The organism is Streptomyces tatrensis, assembly GCF_049310065.1.
Lineage (GTDB): Bacteria > Actinomycetota > Actinomycetes > Streptomycetales > Streptomycetaceae > Streptomyces.
The window spans coordinates 3640075-3658247 of sequence record NZ_JBMDLB010000011.1; the positions used below are offsets into that span (position 1 = coordinate 3640075).

Consider the following 18173-nt stretch of genomic DNA (forward strand, 5'->3'; position numbering starts at 1 on the left):
CCCGGGATGTGACCGAAAGACCTTGCCAGGTCAGGCCCCACGGCCCCAGCTTCTCCCTCGATACCGCACCACGCTTGGACCCGTAAACCAGCGGCGGCCCGTCGCGCCATCCCTCAAGGAGCGAATCACTCCGTGAACATGTCCGCGGACAGTGCCGTCCTCAAGAAGATCGCCGAGCTCACGGAGCTGGCGTTGGGCACTTACGCCTTCAACCCCGACCGCATCGAGGAAGACGCGAATGGGGAACGCCGCATCCACCAGGGGGGTTATGGCGACCGGCAGCTCTTCGAGCTGGTGCAGAACGCGGCCGACGAGCTGCGCGAGCAGGTCGGCGGCAGGATCCACGTGGTGCTCACCAGGGGACACCTGTACTGCGCGAACGAAGGCACGCCGATCACGCCCGAAGGCGCGGACACCATCCTGCGTATGGGGGTTTCCCGGAAGCGCGGCGGGCAGATCGGCCGGTTCGGGGTGGGCGTGAAGTCCGTGCTGTCGGTGACGCGCACCCCGCAGTTCTTCACCCGGGACTGGGCCTTCGGGTTCGACGCGGACTGGTCTGGGGCAGAGATTCTCAGGGCAGTCAACGAGGGGCGTGCCAGCAAGGGCCTCCCGCCGGTGGACTCCGTCGGCGAGACACCGATCCTCCGTCTGGCCCGCCCGTTGGACTTGGAGCGCGAGCGCACCGAGGACTCGGTCCTCCACGACCTGCTCTGCTGGGCAACCACCGTCGTACGTCTGCCGCTGCTGCCCGGGGTGGACGCACGGCTTGCGTCGGACATCCACCAGACGCCCAGGGAGAGGCGGGATGCGGAGCGAGAGTTCCCTCGTCTGTTCCAGCTGTTCTCCAACCACGTTGGGACCCTCCGCCTGGAGGACCGGCGGCAGATGCCAGTGGTGTCTCGAGAGATCACTGTGCGGCACCAAGGCGCGTCCCACACCATTCACGAGTCCCGCAGTGGTGACAAGGCCCGCAATGAGCAGTACCGAGTCTTCACCCTTCCTCACGAGGTCAGCGACGGTTCCCGCAGCAGCGCAGGCGAGCTGCACGATCGAGTCACCGTTGACGTGTCCTGGGCCGTCCCGGAATTCACGGTCAACCCGCAGGGGCTGCACCAGGTCCCCCACGAGCGCGGAGCATTCTGGTCCTTCTTCCCCACTAAGTATCCGACCACCCTCAGCGGCGCGCTGAACGCGGCCTGGAAGACGAACGAGGACCGGCAAAACCTCCTCGACAGCAGTGACCTCAACACCGAGCTCCTCAAGGTCGCCGCCAAACTGATCATCGGTTCCCTGGCGGAGCTGGTGGTGCCCGACGACCCGGCGGCCTATCTGCCGCTGCTCCCGGGTCGAGCCAAGGAATCGCCGAACTGGGCGTGCGCCTACCTGACGAAGCAGGTGTGGGAACTGGCCGCCACCAGCCCGTCCCTCCCCGACCAGGACGGGGACCTCCGGTCTCCGGGGGAACTGCGTATCCATCCGGAGAAGCTGGCCCCGGAGAGCCTGAGTCTGTGGCGCGCGTATCCGGGTCGGCCTCGTGACTGGGTCCACCACTCGGTGGAGGCCCACGTCGATCGTCGTGGCAAGATGAATCACATTCTCGAGGCCGCCGGCGGCAGGCAGTCGGAGTCCGTTCGCTCCTGGCTGGAGTCGCTGGTCGAAGACGGGACCTCCGGTGCCTCGGCTGCGGCCATCCGCGTGCTCTCTCATCTACTCGACCACGACTTCGCCGCGCTGGACGCCACGCGCCGGTCGCTGGCAGAGGAAGGTGCCCGCCAGGCTCGTATTGTCCTCACGGCAGCCCACGGATTCGTGGCGCCCGCATCGGGCAGGGTGTATCGCCGTACGTCGGTGGACGGACTACGCGACGATCTGGTCTACATCGACGAACAGATCTCCGAGGATCCGTCGATGGTCCACCACCTCGACCGTGTCGGCATTCGCGAAGCCAATGTCGAAGGCCGTTTCCATAGCGTCCTCGACCAGGGTTTCGATGACTACACCACCGAATCGTGGACTCGATTCTGGGAACTGCTCCGCAGCGCGGGCGGAACCACCCAGGTCCTGGCGATCCGCGAAAAGGTCAAAGACCTGCCGGCGACGCTGCGCGTGAAGACCCTGGACGGCAAGTTCCGAGCCCTTGGGGACTGTTTGCTGCCAGGTCCGGTGGTTCCGGCCGACGGTTCACGCGACGCGTCACTCGCCGTCGACATGCGCTTTCACGACCTTCCCGTGCTCCGCGAACTCGGTATGTCCGACCGTCCCAAGCGCGGCTACAGGCCGGAGCATGACGAGTGGTTCCACGAGTACCACCGAGCGATGCATGCGGACTACTGTGAGAAGTTGGACTCTCAGGCCCACCGAGTGCAGTTGCAGACGGTCAACCTTGAGGGTGCGCCGACAGCCGGCCCCCTTCACCTCTTCAACAGGCTGACGGACGAGGGCAAGGCGGCCTTCCTCGACGCAATGCCGGACGACAGCCTCGTCGAACGCTGGACCCGGCAGATCGGCAAGTCCGTCTCCACGCGCGTCGCCGTTTCGTCCCCGCTTCGCTGGCTGCTCCGCAAGCACGGCATGGTCCACACATCCAAGGGACTGCTCCCTGTGCGCGATGCCGTGGGCGCCCAGCTGTCCGAGTACGCCAACGTCCTGCCCGTCGCCAAACTGAGCCCGTCCAAAGTCCAGCGCCTCGGGCTGCCTGACGACGTGGAGAAGGTACGCCCGGAACGCTGGTCGGAACTGCTGGAGATGGCGAAGCAGAGCGAGGACGACTCGGTCGTCGGCAGCACGTACGCCACGCTCGTTCGCGTCGCCCTCGAACTGGTGGTGGCCGAAGAGACGGTGCGCTGTCGTGTGGGCGACCACTGGGAACTGCGCCCTGACAGCGAGATCGCAGTTGCCATCTCCAAGGACGAGTACGAGGAGTTGATCCGGGCGAACCACCCTGCGCTGCTGATCGACTCCAAGCAGGATTACGAGCAGGCCGAATTCATGATCCGCGAATGGGGCATGCGGCGGGTATCCGAGGTCATCGAGAAGCGTGTACGTGCCGTCTTCACCGGGCCCGCGGTCGCCTTGGTCGACGAGTACCCACCGCTGCGTCAGCGTTTCGGCAACCGTGTCAGCGGCCTGCTCCTGCAGCGGTGCGGGGAGCTCGAGGAGGTTGTTCGTACCCCGAACGGCAGCCGGACCGTCCCACTGGCAGAGGCACGTCAGGAGAACACCCTCCTCGTGCTCGCCGACAGCTCGGCGGAGGACGTACTGATCGCGGCGGACCGGGAGTTCATCTGGGGCCTCGGCATTGGTGGCTGCCGGATGCTGATCGAGAACCACCGGCGCCAGCAGGAGGACCGCGCCTTCCAAGCACGGCTCAACTCGATCCGCCGGAGCAAGAGTGTCATCGACAAGATCGCCATGATGATCGACGAGGAGGACCTGCGGAAGGAACTCCCCACCGGTCTCTTGGCCAGCGAGATTTCCGATACCGGAGCGGAGCCCGACGCACGTCGGCTGGCCGAGATGGCGTACAACGCGCACGGTGAAAGTGTTCTGCGTGTCCACGCCAAAGACATCGCCGCGCAGTACAGCACCGCCCCGCGCTACTTCGACGGTGCCGGCACCGCTCTTCGATTCGTCACCGACCTCGGCTTCCCCGATTCCTTCGCCGGTGCCAGGATCCCTTCGCCCCCCGCCCGGGTGGAGGTGCAGGGACCGACGGAGTTCCCGGCCCTCCATGCCTACCAGGAAAGGCTCGCCTCCAAGCTCACCGAGCTTCTGGCCTACAGGACTCCGCAACGAGCCATGCTCAGCCTGCCCACCGGTGCGGGAAAGACCCGAGTCACGGCCGAGGGCGTGATCCGCTGGATCCGGGAATCCGGTACCCCCCGGGGACCCATCCTGTGGATCGCTCAGACAGAGGAGCTCTGCGAGCAGGCCGTACAGTCCTGGAGCTTCGTCTGGGACAAGGTCGGAGCAGACCACCCGCTGGTGATAGACCGACTGTGGAGCAGCAATGACGCGACGCCGGTGACGAGCCGACCGCACCTGGTCGTCGCGACCGATGCGAAGCTGCGTATGTGCCTTCACACGGAGGAGTACGCCTGGCTGCGCCAGGCGTCCCTGGTTCTGGTGGACGAGGCGCACGTCGCCATCGCGCGCCAGTACACGGAGATCTTGGAGCACCTGGGTCTCACGCATCGGGAGACGACCCGACATCTGGTCGGCCTGACTGCCACCCCGTTTCGCAACGACCCTGAACGGACGCGTCTTCTTGTCCAGCGCTTCGGCAACCGGCGCCTGGACGAGGGGATCTTCCTTGGCGAGCCCATTCCGAGCCTGCAGGAGCTCGGTGTGCTGTCTCAGGTAATCCACCGGCAGCTGGACGGGGCCGAGATACACCTGAACGCCGATGAACTGCGGACGATGGAGCGGTTCAGCGGCCAGTCCACCGGCTTCCTTCCGAAGGGCGCCGAACAGCGGCTCGCCGACAACGAGGCGCGTAACAAGCTGCTCCTGGACGAAATCACGGCGATGCCCGAGGGCTGGCCTGTGCTCGTCTTCGCCACGTCGGTCTCGCATGCCAAGTACCTGGCGGCAAGGCTCGGTGACCGAGGCATCCGGGCCGCTGCCATCGACGCGGCCACCCCGATCGCCGAGCGACGCAAGCAGGTGGAGTCCTTCCGACGGGGCGACCTCCGCGTCATCACCAACTACGGCGTACTGACTCAGGGATTCGACGCCCCGGCAACCCGCGCCGTGGTCATCGCCCGTCCCGTGTACAGCGCCAACAGCTACCAGCAGATGATCGGCCGCGGTCTTCGCGGTCCGCGCAACGGCGGCAAGGACACATGCTTGATCCTCGACGTGGCCGACAACATCGTGAACTTTGACGAGCGGCTGGCCTTCACCGAGTTCGAGCACCTCTGGAAGAAGGGACAGCGGTGACACTCCCCGACAGATCGGGCTTCGCGCTCACCCTGGCCCAGCAGTCCGTCGTGACGGGGTCCTGGGATGCCAGGACCCTCATCACGGCGGGCGCCGGCGCGGGCAAGACGACCACGCTCACCCATCGCCTGGAGCACCTGACCGGAATCGAGGGGTTGGAGGCGGCCGAGGTCCTCGTGCTCAGCTTCTCGCGGGCTGCCGTCCGCGAGCTGCGCGACCGCGTAGATCGGCAGGCCGTCAGCGCCCGCCGGGTCCGCGCCCAGACGTTCGACGGCTGGGCACTCTCGCTCCTCTTGCAGGAAGATCCTCAGCGGGAAGACCTCTCCGGCACGACCTTCGATCGACGCATCGAGATGGCGACCGCCGCGATCGAGAACGGTGTCATCGAGTCGTCCGAGCAGGGCGCTCCCGCCCACGTGGTGATCGACGAGGTCCAGGATCTTGTCGGGGTCCGCCGCGACATGGTCGAGGCACTCCTCGATCGGTTCGCCGACCACAGCGGATTCACCGTCGTCGGAGACGCCGCACAGGCGATTTACGGCTTCCAGGTGTCCGACGCGGAAGAGCGCGCGGGCGAGACAAATCGGTTCTTCGACTGGGTGAGGTCCTCTTTCGGTGACGACCTGATCGAGGTCGTGCTCGCCCATAACTTCCGTGCCCGTACGCCGGAGGCTCGCATCGCGCTCGCGTACGGCGCACCCCTGCGGGATCTGTCCGCCGACGCGTCCGAGGCTGGCACCGAGGCGGTCAGGATCCACACCGCCCTGCGTTCCGAGTTGGCGCTCGCCCCCGACTTCGGACGGCTGGACGACGAATTCGTCCAGGACTCACTCCGCCACTTCGACGGCACGACCGCCATCCTGTGTCGTGACAACGGCCAGGTTCTGCACCTTTCCCAGCAGCTCCACGCACACGACGTGCCTCACCGCATCCAGCGCTCGCCTCGTTCGCGTCCCGCTCCCGCCTGGGTGGCGGGCCTCCTCCTCTCGACCGGCGCGAACACGGTCACCGAGGAGCGCTTCACCGAGATCACCGGCGCGCTCTCTCTCCCCTCGGCGGCGGCCCCTGACCGGCTTTGGCGCTCACTGCGCCGTGTCGCGGCCGGTCACCGCAACTCGCTCGACCTGGTGTCACTTCGTCGGGCAGTGGCGGACGGGCGCTTGCCCGACGAGCTGACCGCACCTCCGGGCCACCCACTCGTCCTGTCCACGGTCCATCGTGCGAAGGGACTGGAGTTTGACCGAGTCCTGATCGTTGAACCGCAGGGCCTGTCCGAACGACGCGGCCCTGACGACGACCCGCCGGCCGAGGCGCGGCTGTTGTACGTGGCCATGACTCGTCCGCGTGACGACATGTTCCGCCTATCCCGACCCAATGCCTGGCAACTGCGCAAACACAAGCACACCGACCGCTGGTACATCGGCGGCCGGGAATCGTACATCCGCAACGGTATCGAGGCCGCCGATCTGGATGTATCCGGCGAGGTGCCGGCCGGGGCACGAGAGCCGCTCGCCGATCCCACCGACACCCAGCACTACCTCTTGCAGTCTGTCCACGCCGGGGACGAGGTGGAACTGCGACGCCTACACGATCTCCCTGCCGCCGCGGACGAAACGCCTCCGTACGGCATCTTCCACAATGGCCGCCTCATCGGAGAGGCATCCGAACGGTTCCGCAAGGACCTTTGGTGCCTACTGAAGATCAACTCCACGTGGAAGGTGGCACGTTGGCCCTCCCGTATCAGCGGAATGCAAATCGACACCCTTGAGACCGTCGCGGGCTTTGCATCGCTCACAGAACGCCTCGGGCTCGGTGACCGGGGCATCTGGCTCGCGCCGCGTCTGTGCGGCCTGGGCCGCTTCGATTGGACCAACGCCGAGATCGTCCCGGAAGGACCCCTCACCTCGTGACCGAATCCCGCCACTCCGCGCACTACGCACTGCGCACCGGGCTCCGTGACGCCCTGCGCGCCGACCTGTTGGGGCCGCAGGAAGGTGAGCACGAGATCCTCTCCAGCGACGCGCCGATCACTACCTACCCGATCGGCGTCCTCTTTCCTCAGTCGGACGGCAAGGTGCCACCCACCGCAGTCGAAGACGACGGAGTGGACACCCCAGCGGACGTCGTCCGTGGTGACGACTCCGAACAGGGAGCAACCGACCTGGGCGTGGCCCTGGCCAACCGGCGCAAGCCGTCCTCCATGGGGCTGACCTTCGCTGTAGACCCAAAGCTGGCACGGTCCGTGCACGCTGCGATACGCGTCGCCATGTACGTCCCCGAGGGCGAGGACGGCCTGCCCGTCGAGCCGCGCCGCAGTGAGGCCCGCAGCACGGAGCAGCAGAAGGAGCGCTGGCGCCGCGTCCCGGTGCCCTGTGAACCCACGTCCATCGACGTCACGGTCCCCGGCATGCACAAGCCTGGAAATCTGCCCCTGGGCCTGGAACTGCGCACTTTGGTCCGGCCGGCGGCCTCGGACGGCACGGTCACGGTGACGGTGACCTTGGTGAACACGCTTCGCGTGGGCGAGTACGACCTCCAGGACGCCTACTGCTTCTTCCAGTCCGAGCTGGAAATCCACGGCCCCGAGGGCAGTCGGCCCTTCGTGGAACGCCCCGCCGTCCTCAGCGCGGTTGACGACGAACAGTCCCTGAGTCGGCTGCTCCATCGCCACGCCCCCTACTTCGCGACCGGACACGGATGCTCCGTAGCCTGGAAGTGGGAGGCCCCAGCCGTACGTACGCCCATGCCCGCGCGCGCATCCGTACCGTCCGTCCGTACCGAGTTCGTGCCAACTCACGAAGTGTTGCTGACAGATTCCAATCCGGATATCGACGACGAGTCGCTCGGCATGCACAGCCTCGGGCACGGCACCCGTGACGAGGTCGTCGCCGCCTTGAGCCGGCTTCTTGACGGATACGAGGAGTGGATCACAGCACGGGCGAGAGAGGCGGCCCTGCTTGGTACGGATTACGCCCCGGCTGCCGCTGAACAGATCAAGCTCTGCTGCGAGGCGCTCGTACGCATCCGGCGCGGCGTCGAGCTGCTCGCCGACCCCCGCCATCCCGAGTTCCTTGAAGCCTTCCGTCTGGCGAACCGGGCGATGGCCGAGCAGCGGTCCCGTACCGCCTGGATCAAGGACGGGCGCAAGGGCTCGCCCGACCCGAAGGGCGGTCGCTGGCGCCCGTTCCAGGTAGCGTTCATGCTGCTCTGCCTCGAAGGCATCGTGAATCCGGACCACGACGACCGCAAGGTCGCGGACTTGCTCTGGTTCCCGACCGGCGGCGGCAAGACCGAGGCGTACCTCGGCCTGATCGCATTCACCGTGTTCCTCCGGCGGCTGCGCGACGGTGTGAACGGTGGCGGCGTCACCGTTCTGATGCGCTACACGCTCCGCCTGCTCACCCTCCAGCAGTTCGAACGAGCCGCCGCTTTGATCTGCGCCATGGAGCGAATTCGCGACGAGCGTGGCGCCGACCTAGGCACGACCCCCGTGTCCATCGGCATGTGGGTGGGCGCGTCGGCAACGCCCAACCGGCTGGACCGCGCGCAGGAGCGTCTGGAGGAGCTGGTACGAAACCCCGGGAAGTCGCTTCAGAAAGAGAACCCGGTACAGCTTCACTCCTGTCCTTGGTGTGGTGAGCCTATGAGTGCCGCCGACTACGAGGTCCCCGCGGGCCTGAAGCGGATGCTCGTGCTCTGCCCGAGTGGCGACTGCCCGTTCTCCACCGGCTCCGGGCTGCCGGTGCATCTGGTGGACGAGGCGGTCTACGACGCGCATCCGACGCTGGTCATCGCGACCGTCGACAAGTTCGCGTCCATGCCGTGGCGGCCGGAGACAACCGCGCTGTTCAACGGAGATGAGTCAGCCGACGTCAAGCCTCCGGAGTTGATCGTCCAGGACGAGCTCCATCTGATCTCCGGCCCACTCGGCACGCTCACCGGTCTCTACGAGACCGCGGTGGACATATTGGCCAAGAGCCCGAAGGTCGTGGCATCCACGGCAACCATTCGCCGGGCCTCCGACCAGGTGGGTGCGCTGTTCAACCGAAGCGTCGCGCAGTTCCCTCCCGCCGGACTCGACGCACGCGACTCGTGGTTCGCCGTGGAGACCGCCCGTGAGGACAAGGCCTCACGTCGCTACATCGGCCTGCTCACCCCGAGCACCAGTCAGGCGACCCTGCTCGTCCGCACGTACGCGGCACTCCTGCACTCCGCCGCCTGTATGGACGCGGACCCGGAGATCGTGGACGCCTACTGGACGCTCGTCGGCTACTTCAACAGCCTACGTCTCCTGTCCGCCGCGGAACTTCAGGTGCTCGACGACGTACAGGACCGCCTGGAATTGCTGGCCAAGCGGGACCAGGTCTCGGCGCGCCCCGCGACAGCGGTCACCGAGCTCACCAGCCGGGCGGACTCCAGCGAGATCCCTCGTCGCCTCAAGATGTTGGAGCGCATGCGACCCAGCCCTGAGGTCCTGGACGTGCTGCTCGCCACCAACATGATCTCCGTCGGTGTCGACATCGACCGCCTGGGTCTCATGGCGGTGATGGGTCAGCCGCAAACCACGGCCGAGTACATCCAGGCGACCAGTCGAGTGGGCCGACGCCATCCTGGGCTGATCGCGGTGATGCTCAACTCGGCGCGTTCCCGTGACCGTTCCCACTACGAGGATTTCCCTCGCTTCCATTCCGCGCTCTACCGTGAAGTGGAGTCCACCAGCGTTACCCCCTTCTCTGCTCGCGCACGTGACCGCGGCCTCCATGCGGTCATCGTCGCCCTCACCCGATTGATGATCCCGGTCGCTGCCGACAACAAGGCCGCCGCCGAGATCGAGGGGTTTGTCGACGAGATCAACACGATCGTGCGCCCCCGCGTCCTCGCCCGTGTAGGCGCCGTCGACGCTGCAGAGCGCAAGGCCACCGCCCAGAGCTTCGACGACTTCATCAAGTGGTGGCGACTGGCCGCCCAGGACGACCCGAACCTCGCGTACGAGGCCAAACGCGGCAGCCGCAACCCGGCTCTGCTCAGCGGCTTCGATGACAACGGTGAGGATTCCGGCACAGCGGGTTGGGCCACATTGTGGAGCCTGCGTGACGTCGACGCGGAGTCCACCCTTTTCCTGGATCACAACCGGCAGGAGCGCTGACATGACACCTCCCCCTCCGCCGCGCCGCCGTCGGGGCATCGGCGCCCCGGCAGAGCCCCGCGCCCGCAAGCTCGGCTCGGTGCGGCGCTCGCAGCTCGTCACCACCTACGGCGTCGGCTCGTTGATCGCCGTCGACAACGAGTCGTTCATCGTCGCCGGCCTCGACTCGTGGAACATCTCCGAGTCGCGGGAGATCTTCGAGCGACGCCTCGCCCACATCCTGGGAGTGAAGTCCTTCCGGCTTCCACCCACACCGGACCCGGAACGCGGAACAGACGGCGTGCGCGTCCGCCGATTCCCGGACTACTACTCGTGCCCGACATGCAACGCGCTCCAGCCCTTCTTCAAATTCAACTCACCGCCAGGCAAGGCCACCTGCCTGGATTGCGAGGAGGGGCTTGTACCATCCCGATTCGTGCTGGCCTGCGACCACGGCCACATCGACGACTTCCCGTACTGGAAGTGGGTTCACCGGGGTCATGACCGACCCGGCGGCCTCTGCGGTGGCAACCTGTCCCTCCGCGCCAGCGGCAACACGGCATCTCTCCGCTCCGTCATCGTGAGCTGCAGTTGCGGTGTACCCGAAGTTTCCATGGAAGGCGCCTTCCGATCGAAGGCCCTCCGGGACCTGAGCATCCTTTGTCAGGGAAGGCAGCCCTGGCTCAAGGGCGCGGAGCCTGCCATATGCACGCAGCTGCCACGTGCCATGCAGCGTGGTTCCTCCTCAGCCTGGCACCCGCTCATGAGCAGCGCGCTGTCGATTCCGCCATGGGGAGAGGGCCTGCACGCACTCGTAGAGAAATACAAGCTGTTCGGTGCCTCCGAGGACAACATCCGTTGGTTCTTCAAGCAGCGTCCAAGCCTCCTCACCAACCTCGATGCCGGCGTCGACGACGTGATCGACCTTGTTCGGGCCATCGAGGATGAAGACGCCAAGGCCGGAGAAGACTCCGCCCCCGTGATCAATGCCCACGGGGCACTCCGCAAGGAGGAGTACGTCCGCCTCGTCCGCGGCAACCCTGAAAAGTTCGCTTCGGAGTGGCAACCCTTCGTCTGCGAAAAGCCGACGGGCGACCTCGCGCTCGTGCAATCGCTCGGCATTCAACGCGCCATGCTCGTCAAGCGCCTACGCGAAATTCGCGCTCTGGCCTCATTCATGAGGGGCTCGGTCCCGGCCGACTCCGACTCGGACCGCCGCCGTGCGAAGCTGACGCTCTCCCCGGACATCGACTGGCTGCCCGCAATGGAGGTCAGTGGTGAAGGCGTCTTCCTCAACCTGGACGAGAAGCACCTCAAGGCCTGGGAGTCCATCCCATCGGTGATCGCCCGCAGCGACCGCATCCGGAGGAACCATCTCGCCTTGCTCCATGAGCGCGCGGCCGGCGATCCCGCGAAGCAGGAAAACCTCAGCTCCCCGGTCTCCCCACGCTTCGTACTGCTCCATACTTTGGCGCACATTCTGATCAACGAGTGGAGCCTGGACGGTGGCTACCCCACCTCCGCCCTCCGCGAGCGCCTCTACGTGGGCAACGACATGGCGGGGCTCCTCGTGTACACCGCGACCAGTGACTCCGCAGGCAGCCTCGGAGGCATCGTCGCCCAGGGTGAACCCGACCGCCTCGCGCGCACTCTCCGCTCGGCGTTGTACCGTGCGAACTGGTGCTCCAACGACCCACTGTGCATGGAATCCGAAGCCAGCGGCGCCGACAGTGTCAACCTTGCCGCATGCCATGCCTGCGTGCTGCTCCCGGAGACCAGCTGCGAGACGAACAACAGTTTCCTGGATCGGGCCATGCTCATCGGCACACCCACGAATGAAGTACCCGGCTACTTCGACAGTCACGTGTAGCCCGTCGGGCGGACACCTCTGCTGAGGTGTCCGCCCGCACGCGCCGAGGTCGACTCCCCTCAGTCCGCCGCCCGACGCCTCCGCACGATCTCACCCACCCGGGCAGCGGCATCCTCGACCGTCTCGTGCTCCCATACCCGAACGGCCACCCACCCGGCCTCCATCAACCGGGTATCCGTGTCGACATCTCGGGCTCGATTACCCTCGATCTTCGATCGCCAGAACTCCGCGTTGCGCTTCGGCCACGTCGCATGCTCCGGGCAGCCGTGCCAGAAGCACCCGTCAACGAAGACCGCGACGCGCGACGGGCCGAAGACAATGTCGGCCTCGCGACGCACACCCTTTACCGGACGTCGATGCACGCGGTACCGCAGCCCTGACGCATGGAGGGCGCTCCGCAGCGCGACCTCCACCTGAGTATTCCGGCTCTTCTGTCGGCTCATCCGAGCACGGACATCGGGAGTCGTCTGCAAGGGCTTCACATCGCCATTCTGGCGCCGCAGGGTCCCGGAAGGCACATGCCACGGATTGAGGTCCCCTGGATCCGGATAAGCCGGCCAGTTCCGACGCGAGCGCCCCACTCTGGCGCGGCCCTACGCCGCCTCCGCTTCCGCCTCGTAGTGGGTCTGGGCGCGGTCCAGGATGTCGTCCGGGTCGCAGCCCTGGGCTGCCAGCCAGTGGAGGACGTCGGCGATGAGATCGGTGACCGACTCCTCCAGCACCTGGGGGCGCCAGGCGGCCGGAGGGTACGGGCCCTCGGAGAGGCCACGGTAGGCAGCCAGGACTGCCGCTCCGCGCTGGACCCGTCGGCACTGGCGGTCCGACTGGAGTGCGAGTTCGCACCAGACCGCCTTGCCCGTGGCCGTCAGAACCGTGCCCCAGTCGACCGCCAGGGCGGCCAGCATGTGCAGACCTCGGCCGGCTTCTTCATCACTGGACGGCTGAGCCACCGCAGGAGCGCTGTGGCTCTTGTCGTGGATCTCTACGCGAAGACGCCCCTCAGTCGGCGTCGGCTCCAGGATCAGCGTTGCGGACGTGCCGACACCCACGTGCTTGATCACATTGGCCGTGAGTTCCGTGACGGCCAGCTGTGCATCGTCGGCGAGGGCCGGGAGACCCCAGACGGCGAGCTGATCTCTGACGATACGCCGCAGGGGAGACAGTTCCGCGGGCTCCGCCGTGAAGGGCAGAACACAGCGAGACCGGGGACCAACAGTCGGGTATCCACTCATGGGGCTCCCTCCCATGCCACGACAGCGCCTGCACCAGCCGTATCCGTACGACTGCGCTGCGTAGCGTCACGAGTGGAATATGGCATTGAGAAGTCTCACCGTGTAACTTCTCACCAGAATCGTCCGGGTGAATCTCGTCGGCTCAACGTCGTTCGCACATAGCCTTGTTGCCTTCACTCCGGCAGCAGAACAGCATCTCGGGAGACGGCACGCATGTCCGCCAGAGCAACCACCCGACGCCGACAGCTTGGGGCGACCATGCGCAAGCTGCGCGCCCGCGCGGGCATGACCTTGGAGGAGGCCGGCCACCTCGTCGGCGTCTCCAAGGCCACCGTGAGCCGCTACGAGACCCAGTCAGGGCCGGTGAAGTGGCCCATCGTGGAGGCGTTGTGCCGCGAATACGGGGCCACGGATGCCGAGCAGAAGGCAGTCGTCGAGCTCGCGAAAGGCGCGAAGCGGCAAGGATGGTGGAACTCCATCGCCGACTCGATTCCCGAGAGCATGAATCTGCTGCTCACCCTGGAGGACGAGGCCGTCCGGGAGGACCACTTCAACTGCCTCTACGTGCCCGGGCTTCTCCAGACACGCGCTTACACAGAGGCCGTCCAGAACGCCTCGGAGATGAGGCTGGCTCCCGAGGAAATCGAGAAGCTCGTTGACATCCGGATGAAGCGGCAGGAGATCCTCAGCCGGGCCCATCCACCGCACCTCTGGGCCATCCTCGACGAGTCCGTGATCCGTCGGGTTGTGGGCTCACGGCAGGTGATGAGAGCACAGCTGGAACGCCTCCTTGAGGCCAACAAGTCTCAGCACATCACCTTGCAGGTGCTGCCCTTCGCCAAGGGAGCACACTCTGCCGCCATGGGCAGTTTCGTGATCATCGGCGGCCCCGAGCCGTCCCTGGATGTCGTGTACGTGGACACTCACGTCGGCTCGCTGTTCATGGAACAGGACGAAGAGCTGGACCGCTACCGGCTTGCTTTCGAGTACCTCCGCGCACAAGCGTTGGACATGGCTGCGTCATCAGCCCTGATCGAATGTGTCCACGAGGAGTTGTAATGCATTCCGTTTCGCCGGCCATAGCCAGTGCCTCCTGGGTCAAGTCCTCCTACAGCGGGGCCGAGCACAGCGAGTGCGTCGAGGCAGCATTCCTCGCGGACTCGACCACTCTGCGTGACTCCAAGCGGCCGACGGGGGGAACCGTTTCCTTCGGGGATGCGGCTTGGCACACCTTCATCGAAGACTTGCGGAACCAGTAGACGTAGCTGTCGTCCACGGCAGGGCAAGAAGCCCAGGAAAACCGCCCACCGCTTCGTGGGCTCACCCTCTCGCCCCCGGGCTCAGGATGGTGCCCGCATGGTGCTTCGTGGCAGGGTCGACCTCATGCGGATTTTGGTGATGGGTGGCACCTGGTTCCTTGGTCGAGCGATCGTTGACGATGCTCTTCGGCGCGGGTGGGAGGTCACGACGTTCAACCGGGGCCGATCCGGTGCGGTAGAGGGCGTCGACACGGTCCGGGGCGACCGGACGAGTCCCGACGACCTGAAGCGGCTCGCCTCACACGGACCGTGGGATGCCGTGATCGATACCTCCAGCAGCGAGTTCCCACCGCGTGACGTACTGCTCGCCGCCGATGTCCTGCGCCCGGCCGCCGCCCGGTGGGTTCATGTCTCCACGGTGTCCGTCTACCAGGGCTGGCCCCATCACCTGCTCACCGAGGACTCCCCGCTGCTGGAGTGCCCGCCGGACGCCGATGAGTCGTTCGGGCACACCGGCGCCGACGGCAGCCCGACGAAGTACGGGTTCCAGAAGGCGGGCGGAGAAGCTGCCGTGCGCGCCGCCTTCGGAGACGATGCGGTGTTCCTGCGACCCGGAGTGATCTTGGGGCCGGGCGAGTATGTCGGGCGCCTCCCCTGGTGGCTCACGCGTGCCCAGCGCGGCGGGCCGATCCTCGTCCCGGCGCCGGACACCCAGATGATCCAGCCCGTGGACGTACGGGACGTCGCCGCCTTCGCCGTCGATCAGGCGGCTAGTACCGGTGGCCCCGGCCAGGCGTTCAACATCGCCCACCCCGAGGGAATCAGCTGGGCCGACTTCATCAACGAGTGCCTGGCCGTCACCGGTAGCACCGGCAGCCCGGTGTGGGCCGATACGGCGACGCTCACCGCGCACGGTGTGAAGCAGTGGACGGAGCTTCCGCTGTGGCGCACCCACTCCGGGGTATGGTCCGTCGATGCCTCTCGTGCTGCGGCGGCCGGGCTCCGCTGTCGTCCGCTCGCCGACACCATTGCCGACACCTGGGCGTGGATGCAGGCAGACGGCCGGCCGGTCGAACACCCGCGGTGGGACGAGCATGGAGTGGACCCGGCCAAGGAAGCCCAGATCCTCGCCACCCTCGGCCACTCGTAGCCACAGGGGGGTGGGGCAGCGTCAGGACTCGATGGCGAGGAGTCCGCTCGCCGTACCCAGCTGCCTCGGCGCCGAGAGGCGCCCGAATTCCTCGATCTGTTCGCCGAGGCTGGCAGCCACCCGCGTCCCCCTGAACGCGGGGGCCGTCAGCGCGCGACGCAAGCCGCCGGTGCGCTCCAAGAGTCCCGCCACACGCTGTTCCGCCGGGATCACCCACACCATCTCCAGCGTCGACGCTGCTGCGTCCAGGTCGCCCCGGAGCACCTGCGCCGCGGCGAGGTCGGCCGCGGCCTTGCCCCGTACCGCTACCGACTGCCGGGCCGGCGGCCGAGACGCGACCAGGTCCAGCGCCCGCTGGGCCGTCACCTCCGCCCCTTCCCCGTCGCCGACGAGCAGGGCGGTGGTGCCGTTGGACATCAGCAGCCGCTCCTCGTTGAAGGCGAACTCACCGCCGACGTCGTCGTGCAGGGCGTCCCGCTCGCCGCTGTCCTGCCGGGTGGACGCCACGAGCGCCCGGGTGGCCCGTTCCCGGTCCCCGAGGTGCCCGTGGGCGCGGGCTTCGATGGACAGCAGCCGCCGCCTGGCCGTGTCGCCCAGACCGGCGTAGGCCAGCGCGGTCCGCGCGTGCCGTACGGCCTCCGAGGGACGGCCCGTGAAGTACGCGCAGATCGCCAAGGACCCGGTGGCGTAGGCCCGTAGCGGATCGAACCGGGCCATCTCCCCGTACAGGGCCGCCGACCGGGCGAGGCGTGCCGAGTCGTCCAGGGCGCCGAGGTCGAACGCGGCGGTCGACAGCAGCGCGCACGCCTGTCCCGCCACGATCAGCAGGTCCTGCTGCTGCACAGGCACCTTGGTGAGTCCACGTTGGTGCTCCGCCTCCGAGCGGAGGACCCTGGCCCGCCGGAACACCTCGAAGGCGCTCGCGGCGCCGTACGAGCGGGCGAGGGCCAAGGCGTCGTCACGGAGCTGGTCGATGGTCGTGTCGGATACGGACTGCGCGGCGGCAGCCCCCGCCTCATCAGCGGCGTCACGTGCGGTCATGGCGATTTCACTTTCGAGGTCGTACGCAGTGGGAGTCACCGATGCCGAGGTCGACAGCGCGGGCGGTGGCCCGAACAGCGCCGCGGCGTCCACGCCGAAGAGCTGCTCCAGTGCCCGGCACGTGTCCGGTCCCGGCATGGTCTTGATCCGGCCCGAGGTCCACCGCCGGAACTGTGCCTCCGACACCGACATGCCCTGCACTCCGGCCTGTACGGCCGCGCGCTCGAATGCCGTGACGAAGTCCCTGTAACGCCAATGCCGTTGCTGGACTAACACGCGCAGCAGCGTCGTCGGATCGTCCATCGGTCGCTCCCTCAAGGTCAGGAGACGGGCCACGTCGCGCCCCGCTCCACTTCGTGCCTACTGCTCAACATCTCTACTACGCAATGGAATCCGCGCAGATGACATCGCGGTGCCACCTCCATGACACCCCGGTCACCCTGGCGAGCACCAGATGACACCCACCGCGTCGTGGCCGTGGCACCCGCACCAAGGAGACTCTTGCGCCACCTCGAAGACCCCCGGCGAAAGGGAGTGGAACGTGAGCGGCCCCCGGCTTCCCCGACGAACCCCCGGCGCGACCAACACTCGCTACGAGGCCGTCGTGGCCCCGTACCTGGAGACGGACGCCGGCACCCCGTCGGAGCGCCGCGGTCTGCCCAGGGCCGCCGAGGCGTTCCGTAGCAGGAACGGCGATCCCTCCACCTGGAGCTCCGCGCAGTTCGACGCCTTCCTCGGCCTCGGCGGAGCCCAATGAGCACGACTGGGGAGGCGAACGTCTGGGTAACGGAGGACACCGGGCACCGGCTGCTCGGCCAGGACGTCGCACACCCCGCCAGCGGACGTCGCGGAGCCGTGGGTGCAGTCCTGATCTACGTATCGAAACTCACCGATAGGCCGGTCAGGAAGGTGGCCCACATGCGCCCGATGAACCACTCGGGTCGGGAATGGACGGCCGATCCGGACACTCTCGAGCTCCTCCAGCCGATCACCCACTCGGCACAGCCCATGGGCGCGACGGGCTGAACAGGCTTCCCGCCCGGTGCTGGCCCAGCAGTCGACACCGGGCGGGGACGGCGCCCTCGGGCGCCATGCACGAAACGGCGAGGTGCCATGCGGCACCAGACCGGCGGCACCAGAGCGGATCCAAGCTGCCCGTCCCGGGCAGTCACCCTTCCACCAAGGAGATCAGCTATGCCGAAGCCCAGGAAAGAGAAGCAGAACCACCTCATCTACGCGGACGTCGTGGACTCCAAGTCCAAGGCGGGCGTGTGGATGGGGGAGCGTGCTTCCTTCCGCGACAAGCAGGGCCGCATCCTGGAGGCCCTGAAGGACCGCACCGACTGGGTCAGTCTGGAGGGCGCGGTCATGGTCATCAGCACCGAGCCGGCCGGTCTCACGGTCATCGCGCCGAACCCGACGCTCCCCGGTGTGATCGTCCTCTCCGACGGCGGTTCCCCCGCGGCCTCCGCCCGGCTCCAGGCCGACGCCGAGGACAAGGTCCGCGCCGTCATGGCCGAGCTGGGCATCGCCGAAGAGGAAACGGCGGCCTGAC

Annotated in this window: 13 protein-coding genes; 10 read left to right on the forward strand and 3 right to left on the reverse strand. The window is 67.1% G+C overall.

What is annotated here, in order from left to right; genetic code table 11:
* Positions 1–138 precede the first annotated feature (138 nt).
* The 4 genes from ACODT5_RS32240 to drmB are packed head-to-tail and all read left to right on the forward strand — an operon-like array spanning position 139 to position 11936.
* A complete protein-coding gene (locus tag ACODT5_RS32240) occupies positions 139–4941 on the forward strand; it encodes a DEAD/DEAH box helicase (RefSeq protein WP_422525106.1) in 4803 nt (1600 codons plus the stop codon).
* Positions 4938–6851: a UvrD-helicase domain-containing protein gene (locus ACODT5_RS32245; protein WP_422522652.1), complete on the forward strand. Its 1914-nt coding sequence runs from the start codon at positions 4938–4940 to the stop codon at positions 6849–6851. Before ACODT5_RS32240 ends, ACODT5_RS32245 begins: the two co-directional genes overlap by 4 nt.
* Positions 6848–10087: a helicase-related protein gene (locus tag ACODT5_RS32250; RefSeq protein ID WP_422522653.1), complete on the forward strand. Its 3240-nt coding sequence runs from the start codon at positions 6848–6850 to the stop codon at positions 10085–10087. The genes ACODT5_RS32245 and ACODT5_RS32250 overlap by 4 nt, the downstream gene beginning before the upstream one ends.
* A 1-nt stretch (position 10088) precedes the next feature.
* Entirely contained in the window at positions 10089–11936 is a 1848-nt protein-coding gene (drmB, locus tag ACODT5_RS32255; protein ID WP_422522654.1) for a DrmB family protein, read from the forward strand.
* Between the two features lie 59 nt (positions 11937–11995).
* Here the strand turns inward: drmB and ACODT5_RS32260 are convergent, their stop codons facing one another.
* The gene (locus tag ACODT5_RS32260) at positions 11996–12418 is read right to left on the reverse strand and encodes a very short patch repair endonuclease (protein ID WP_422522655.1); all 423 of its coding nucleotides are present in this window, start codon (positions 12416–12418) and stop codon (positions 11996–11998) included.
* A gap of 111 nt (positions 12419–12529) precedes the next feature.
* Positions 12530–13168 carry an ATP-binding protein gene (locus tag ACODT5_RS32265; RefSeq protein ID WP_422522656.1) on the reverse strand — a complete coding sequence of 213 codons (639 nt, stop codon included), beginning with the start codon at positions 13166–13168 and terminating at the stop codon, positions 12530–12532.
* Between the two features lie 213 nt (positions 13169–13381).
* Between ACODT5_RS32265 and ACODT5_RS32270 the strand changes: the two genes are divergently transcribed.
* The 3 genes from ACODT5_RS32270 (at position 13382) to ACODT5_RS32280 (ending at position 15577) form a co-directional block, all read left to right on the forward strand.
* A complete protein-coding gene (locus tag ACODT5_RS32270) occupies positions 13382–14227 on the forward strand; it encodes a helix-turn-helix domain-containing protein (RefSeq protein ID WP_422522657.1) in 846 nt (281 codons plus the stop codon).
* Positions 14227–14427 carry a DUF397 domain-containing protein gene (locus tag ACODT5_RS32275; protein WP_422522658.1) on the forward strand — a complete coding sequence of 67 codons (201 nt, stop codon included), beginning with the start codon at positions 14227–14229 and terminating at the stop codon, positions 14425–14427. Before ACODT5_RS32270 ends, ACODT5_RS32275 begins: the two co-directional genes overlap by 1 nt.
* Positions 14428–14566: 139 nt before the next feature.
* The gene (locus tag ACODT5_RS32280; protein WP_422525107.1) at positions 14567–15577 is read left to right on the forward strand and encodes an NAD-dependent epimerase/dehydratase family protein; all 1011 of its coding nucleotides are present in this window, start codon (positions 14567–14569) and stop codon (positions 15575–15577) included.
* Between the two features lie 21 nt (positions 15578–15598).
* On the opposite strand, the gene ACODT5_RS32285 is transcribed toward ACODT5_RS32280, so the two are convergent.
* Positions 15599–16921 (reverse strand): NsdA family TPR-like regulatory protein, encoded by a 1323-nt coding sequence (locus ACODT5_RS32285; RefSeq protein WP_422522659.1) that lies wholly within the window; start codon positions 16919–16921, stop codon positions 15599–15601.
* Between the two features lie 238 nt (positions 16922–17159).
* Between ACODT5_RS32285 and ACODT5_RS32290 the strand changes: the two genes are divergently transcribed.
* From ACODT5_RS32290 to ACODT5_RS32300, 3 genes are all read left to right on the forward strand, one after another.
* Positions 17160–17375 (forward strand): hypothetical protein, encoded by a 216-nt coding sequence (locus ACODT5_RS32290; RefSeq protein WP_422522660.1) that lies wholly within the window; start codon positions 17160–17162, stop codon positions 17373–17375.
* The gene (locus tag ACODT5_RS32295) at positions 17372–17644 is read left to right on the forward strand and encodes a hypothetical protein (protein ID WP_422522661.1); all 273 of its coding nucleotides are present in this window, start codon (positions 17372–17374) and stop codon (positions 17642–17644) included. Before ACODT5_RS32290 ends, ACODT5_RS32295 begins: the two co-directional genes overlap by 4 nt.
* A 168-nt stretch (positions 17645–17812) precedes the next feature.
* Positions 17813–18172 carry a hypothetical protein gene (locus ACODT5_RS32300; RefSeq protein ID WP_266907177.1) on the forward strand — a complete coding sequence of 120 codons (360 nt, stop codon included), beginning with the start codon at positions 17813–17815 and terminating at the stop codon, positions 18170–18172.
* Position 18173 lies beyond the last annotated feature (1 nt).

Bases quoted from the DNA above. Each gene is read 5' to 3' on its own strand.
- ACODT5_RS32295 (WP_422522661.1), top strand. From the start codon at position 17,372: ATGAGCACGACTGGGGAGGCGAACGTCTGGGTAACGGAGGACACCGGG.
- ACODT5_RS32240 (WP_422525106.1), top strand. From the start codon at position 139: ATGTCCGCGGACAGTGCCGTCCTCAAGAAGATCGCCGAGCTCACGGAG.
- ACODT5_RS32280 (WP_422525107.1), top strand. From the start codon at position 14,567: ATGGGTGGCACCTGGTTCCTTGGTCGAGCGATCGTTGACGATGCTCTT.
- ACODT5_RS32300 (WP_266907177.1), top strand. From the start codon at position 17,813: ATGCCGAAGCCCAGGAAAGAGAAGCAGAACCACCTCATCTACGCGGAC.
- ACODT5_RS32275 (WP_422522658.1), top strand. From the start codon at position 14,227: ATGCATTCCGTTTCGCCGGCCATAGCCAGTGCCTCCTGGGTCAAGTCC.
- ACODT5_RS32270 (WP_422522657.1), top strand. From the start codon at position 13,382: ATGTCCGCCAGAGCAACCACCCGACGCCGACAGCTTGGGGCGACCATG.
- ACODT5_RS32285 (WP_422522659.1), bottom strand. From the start codon at position 16,921: ATGGACGATCCGACGACGCTGCTGCGCGTGTTAGTCCAGCAACGGCAT.
- ACODT5_RS32265 (WP_422522656.1), bottom strand. From the start codon at position 13,168: ATGAGTGGATACCCGACTGTTGGTCCCCGGTCTCGCTGTGTTCTGCCC.
- drmB (WP_422522654.1), top strand. From the start codon at position 10,089: ATGACACCTCCCCCTCCGCCGCGCCGCCGTCGGGGCATCGGCGCCCCG.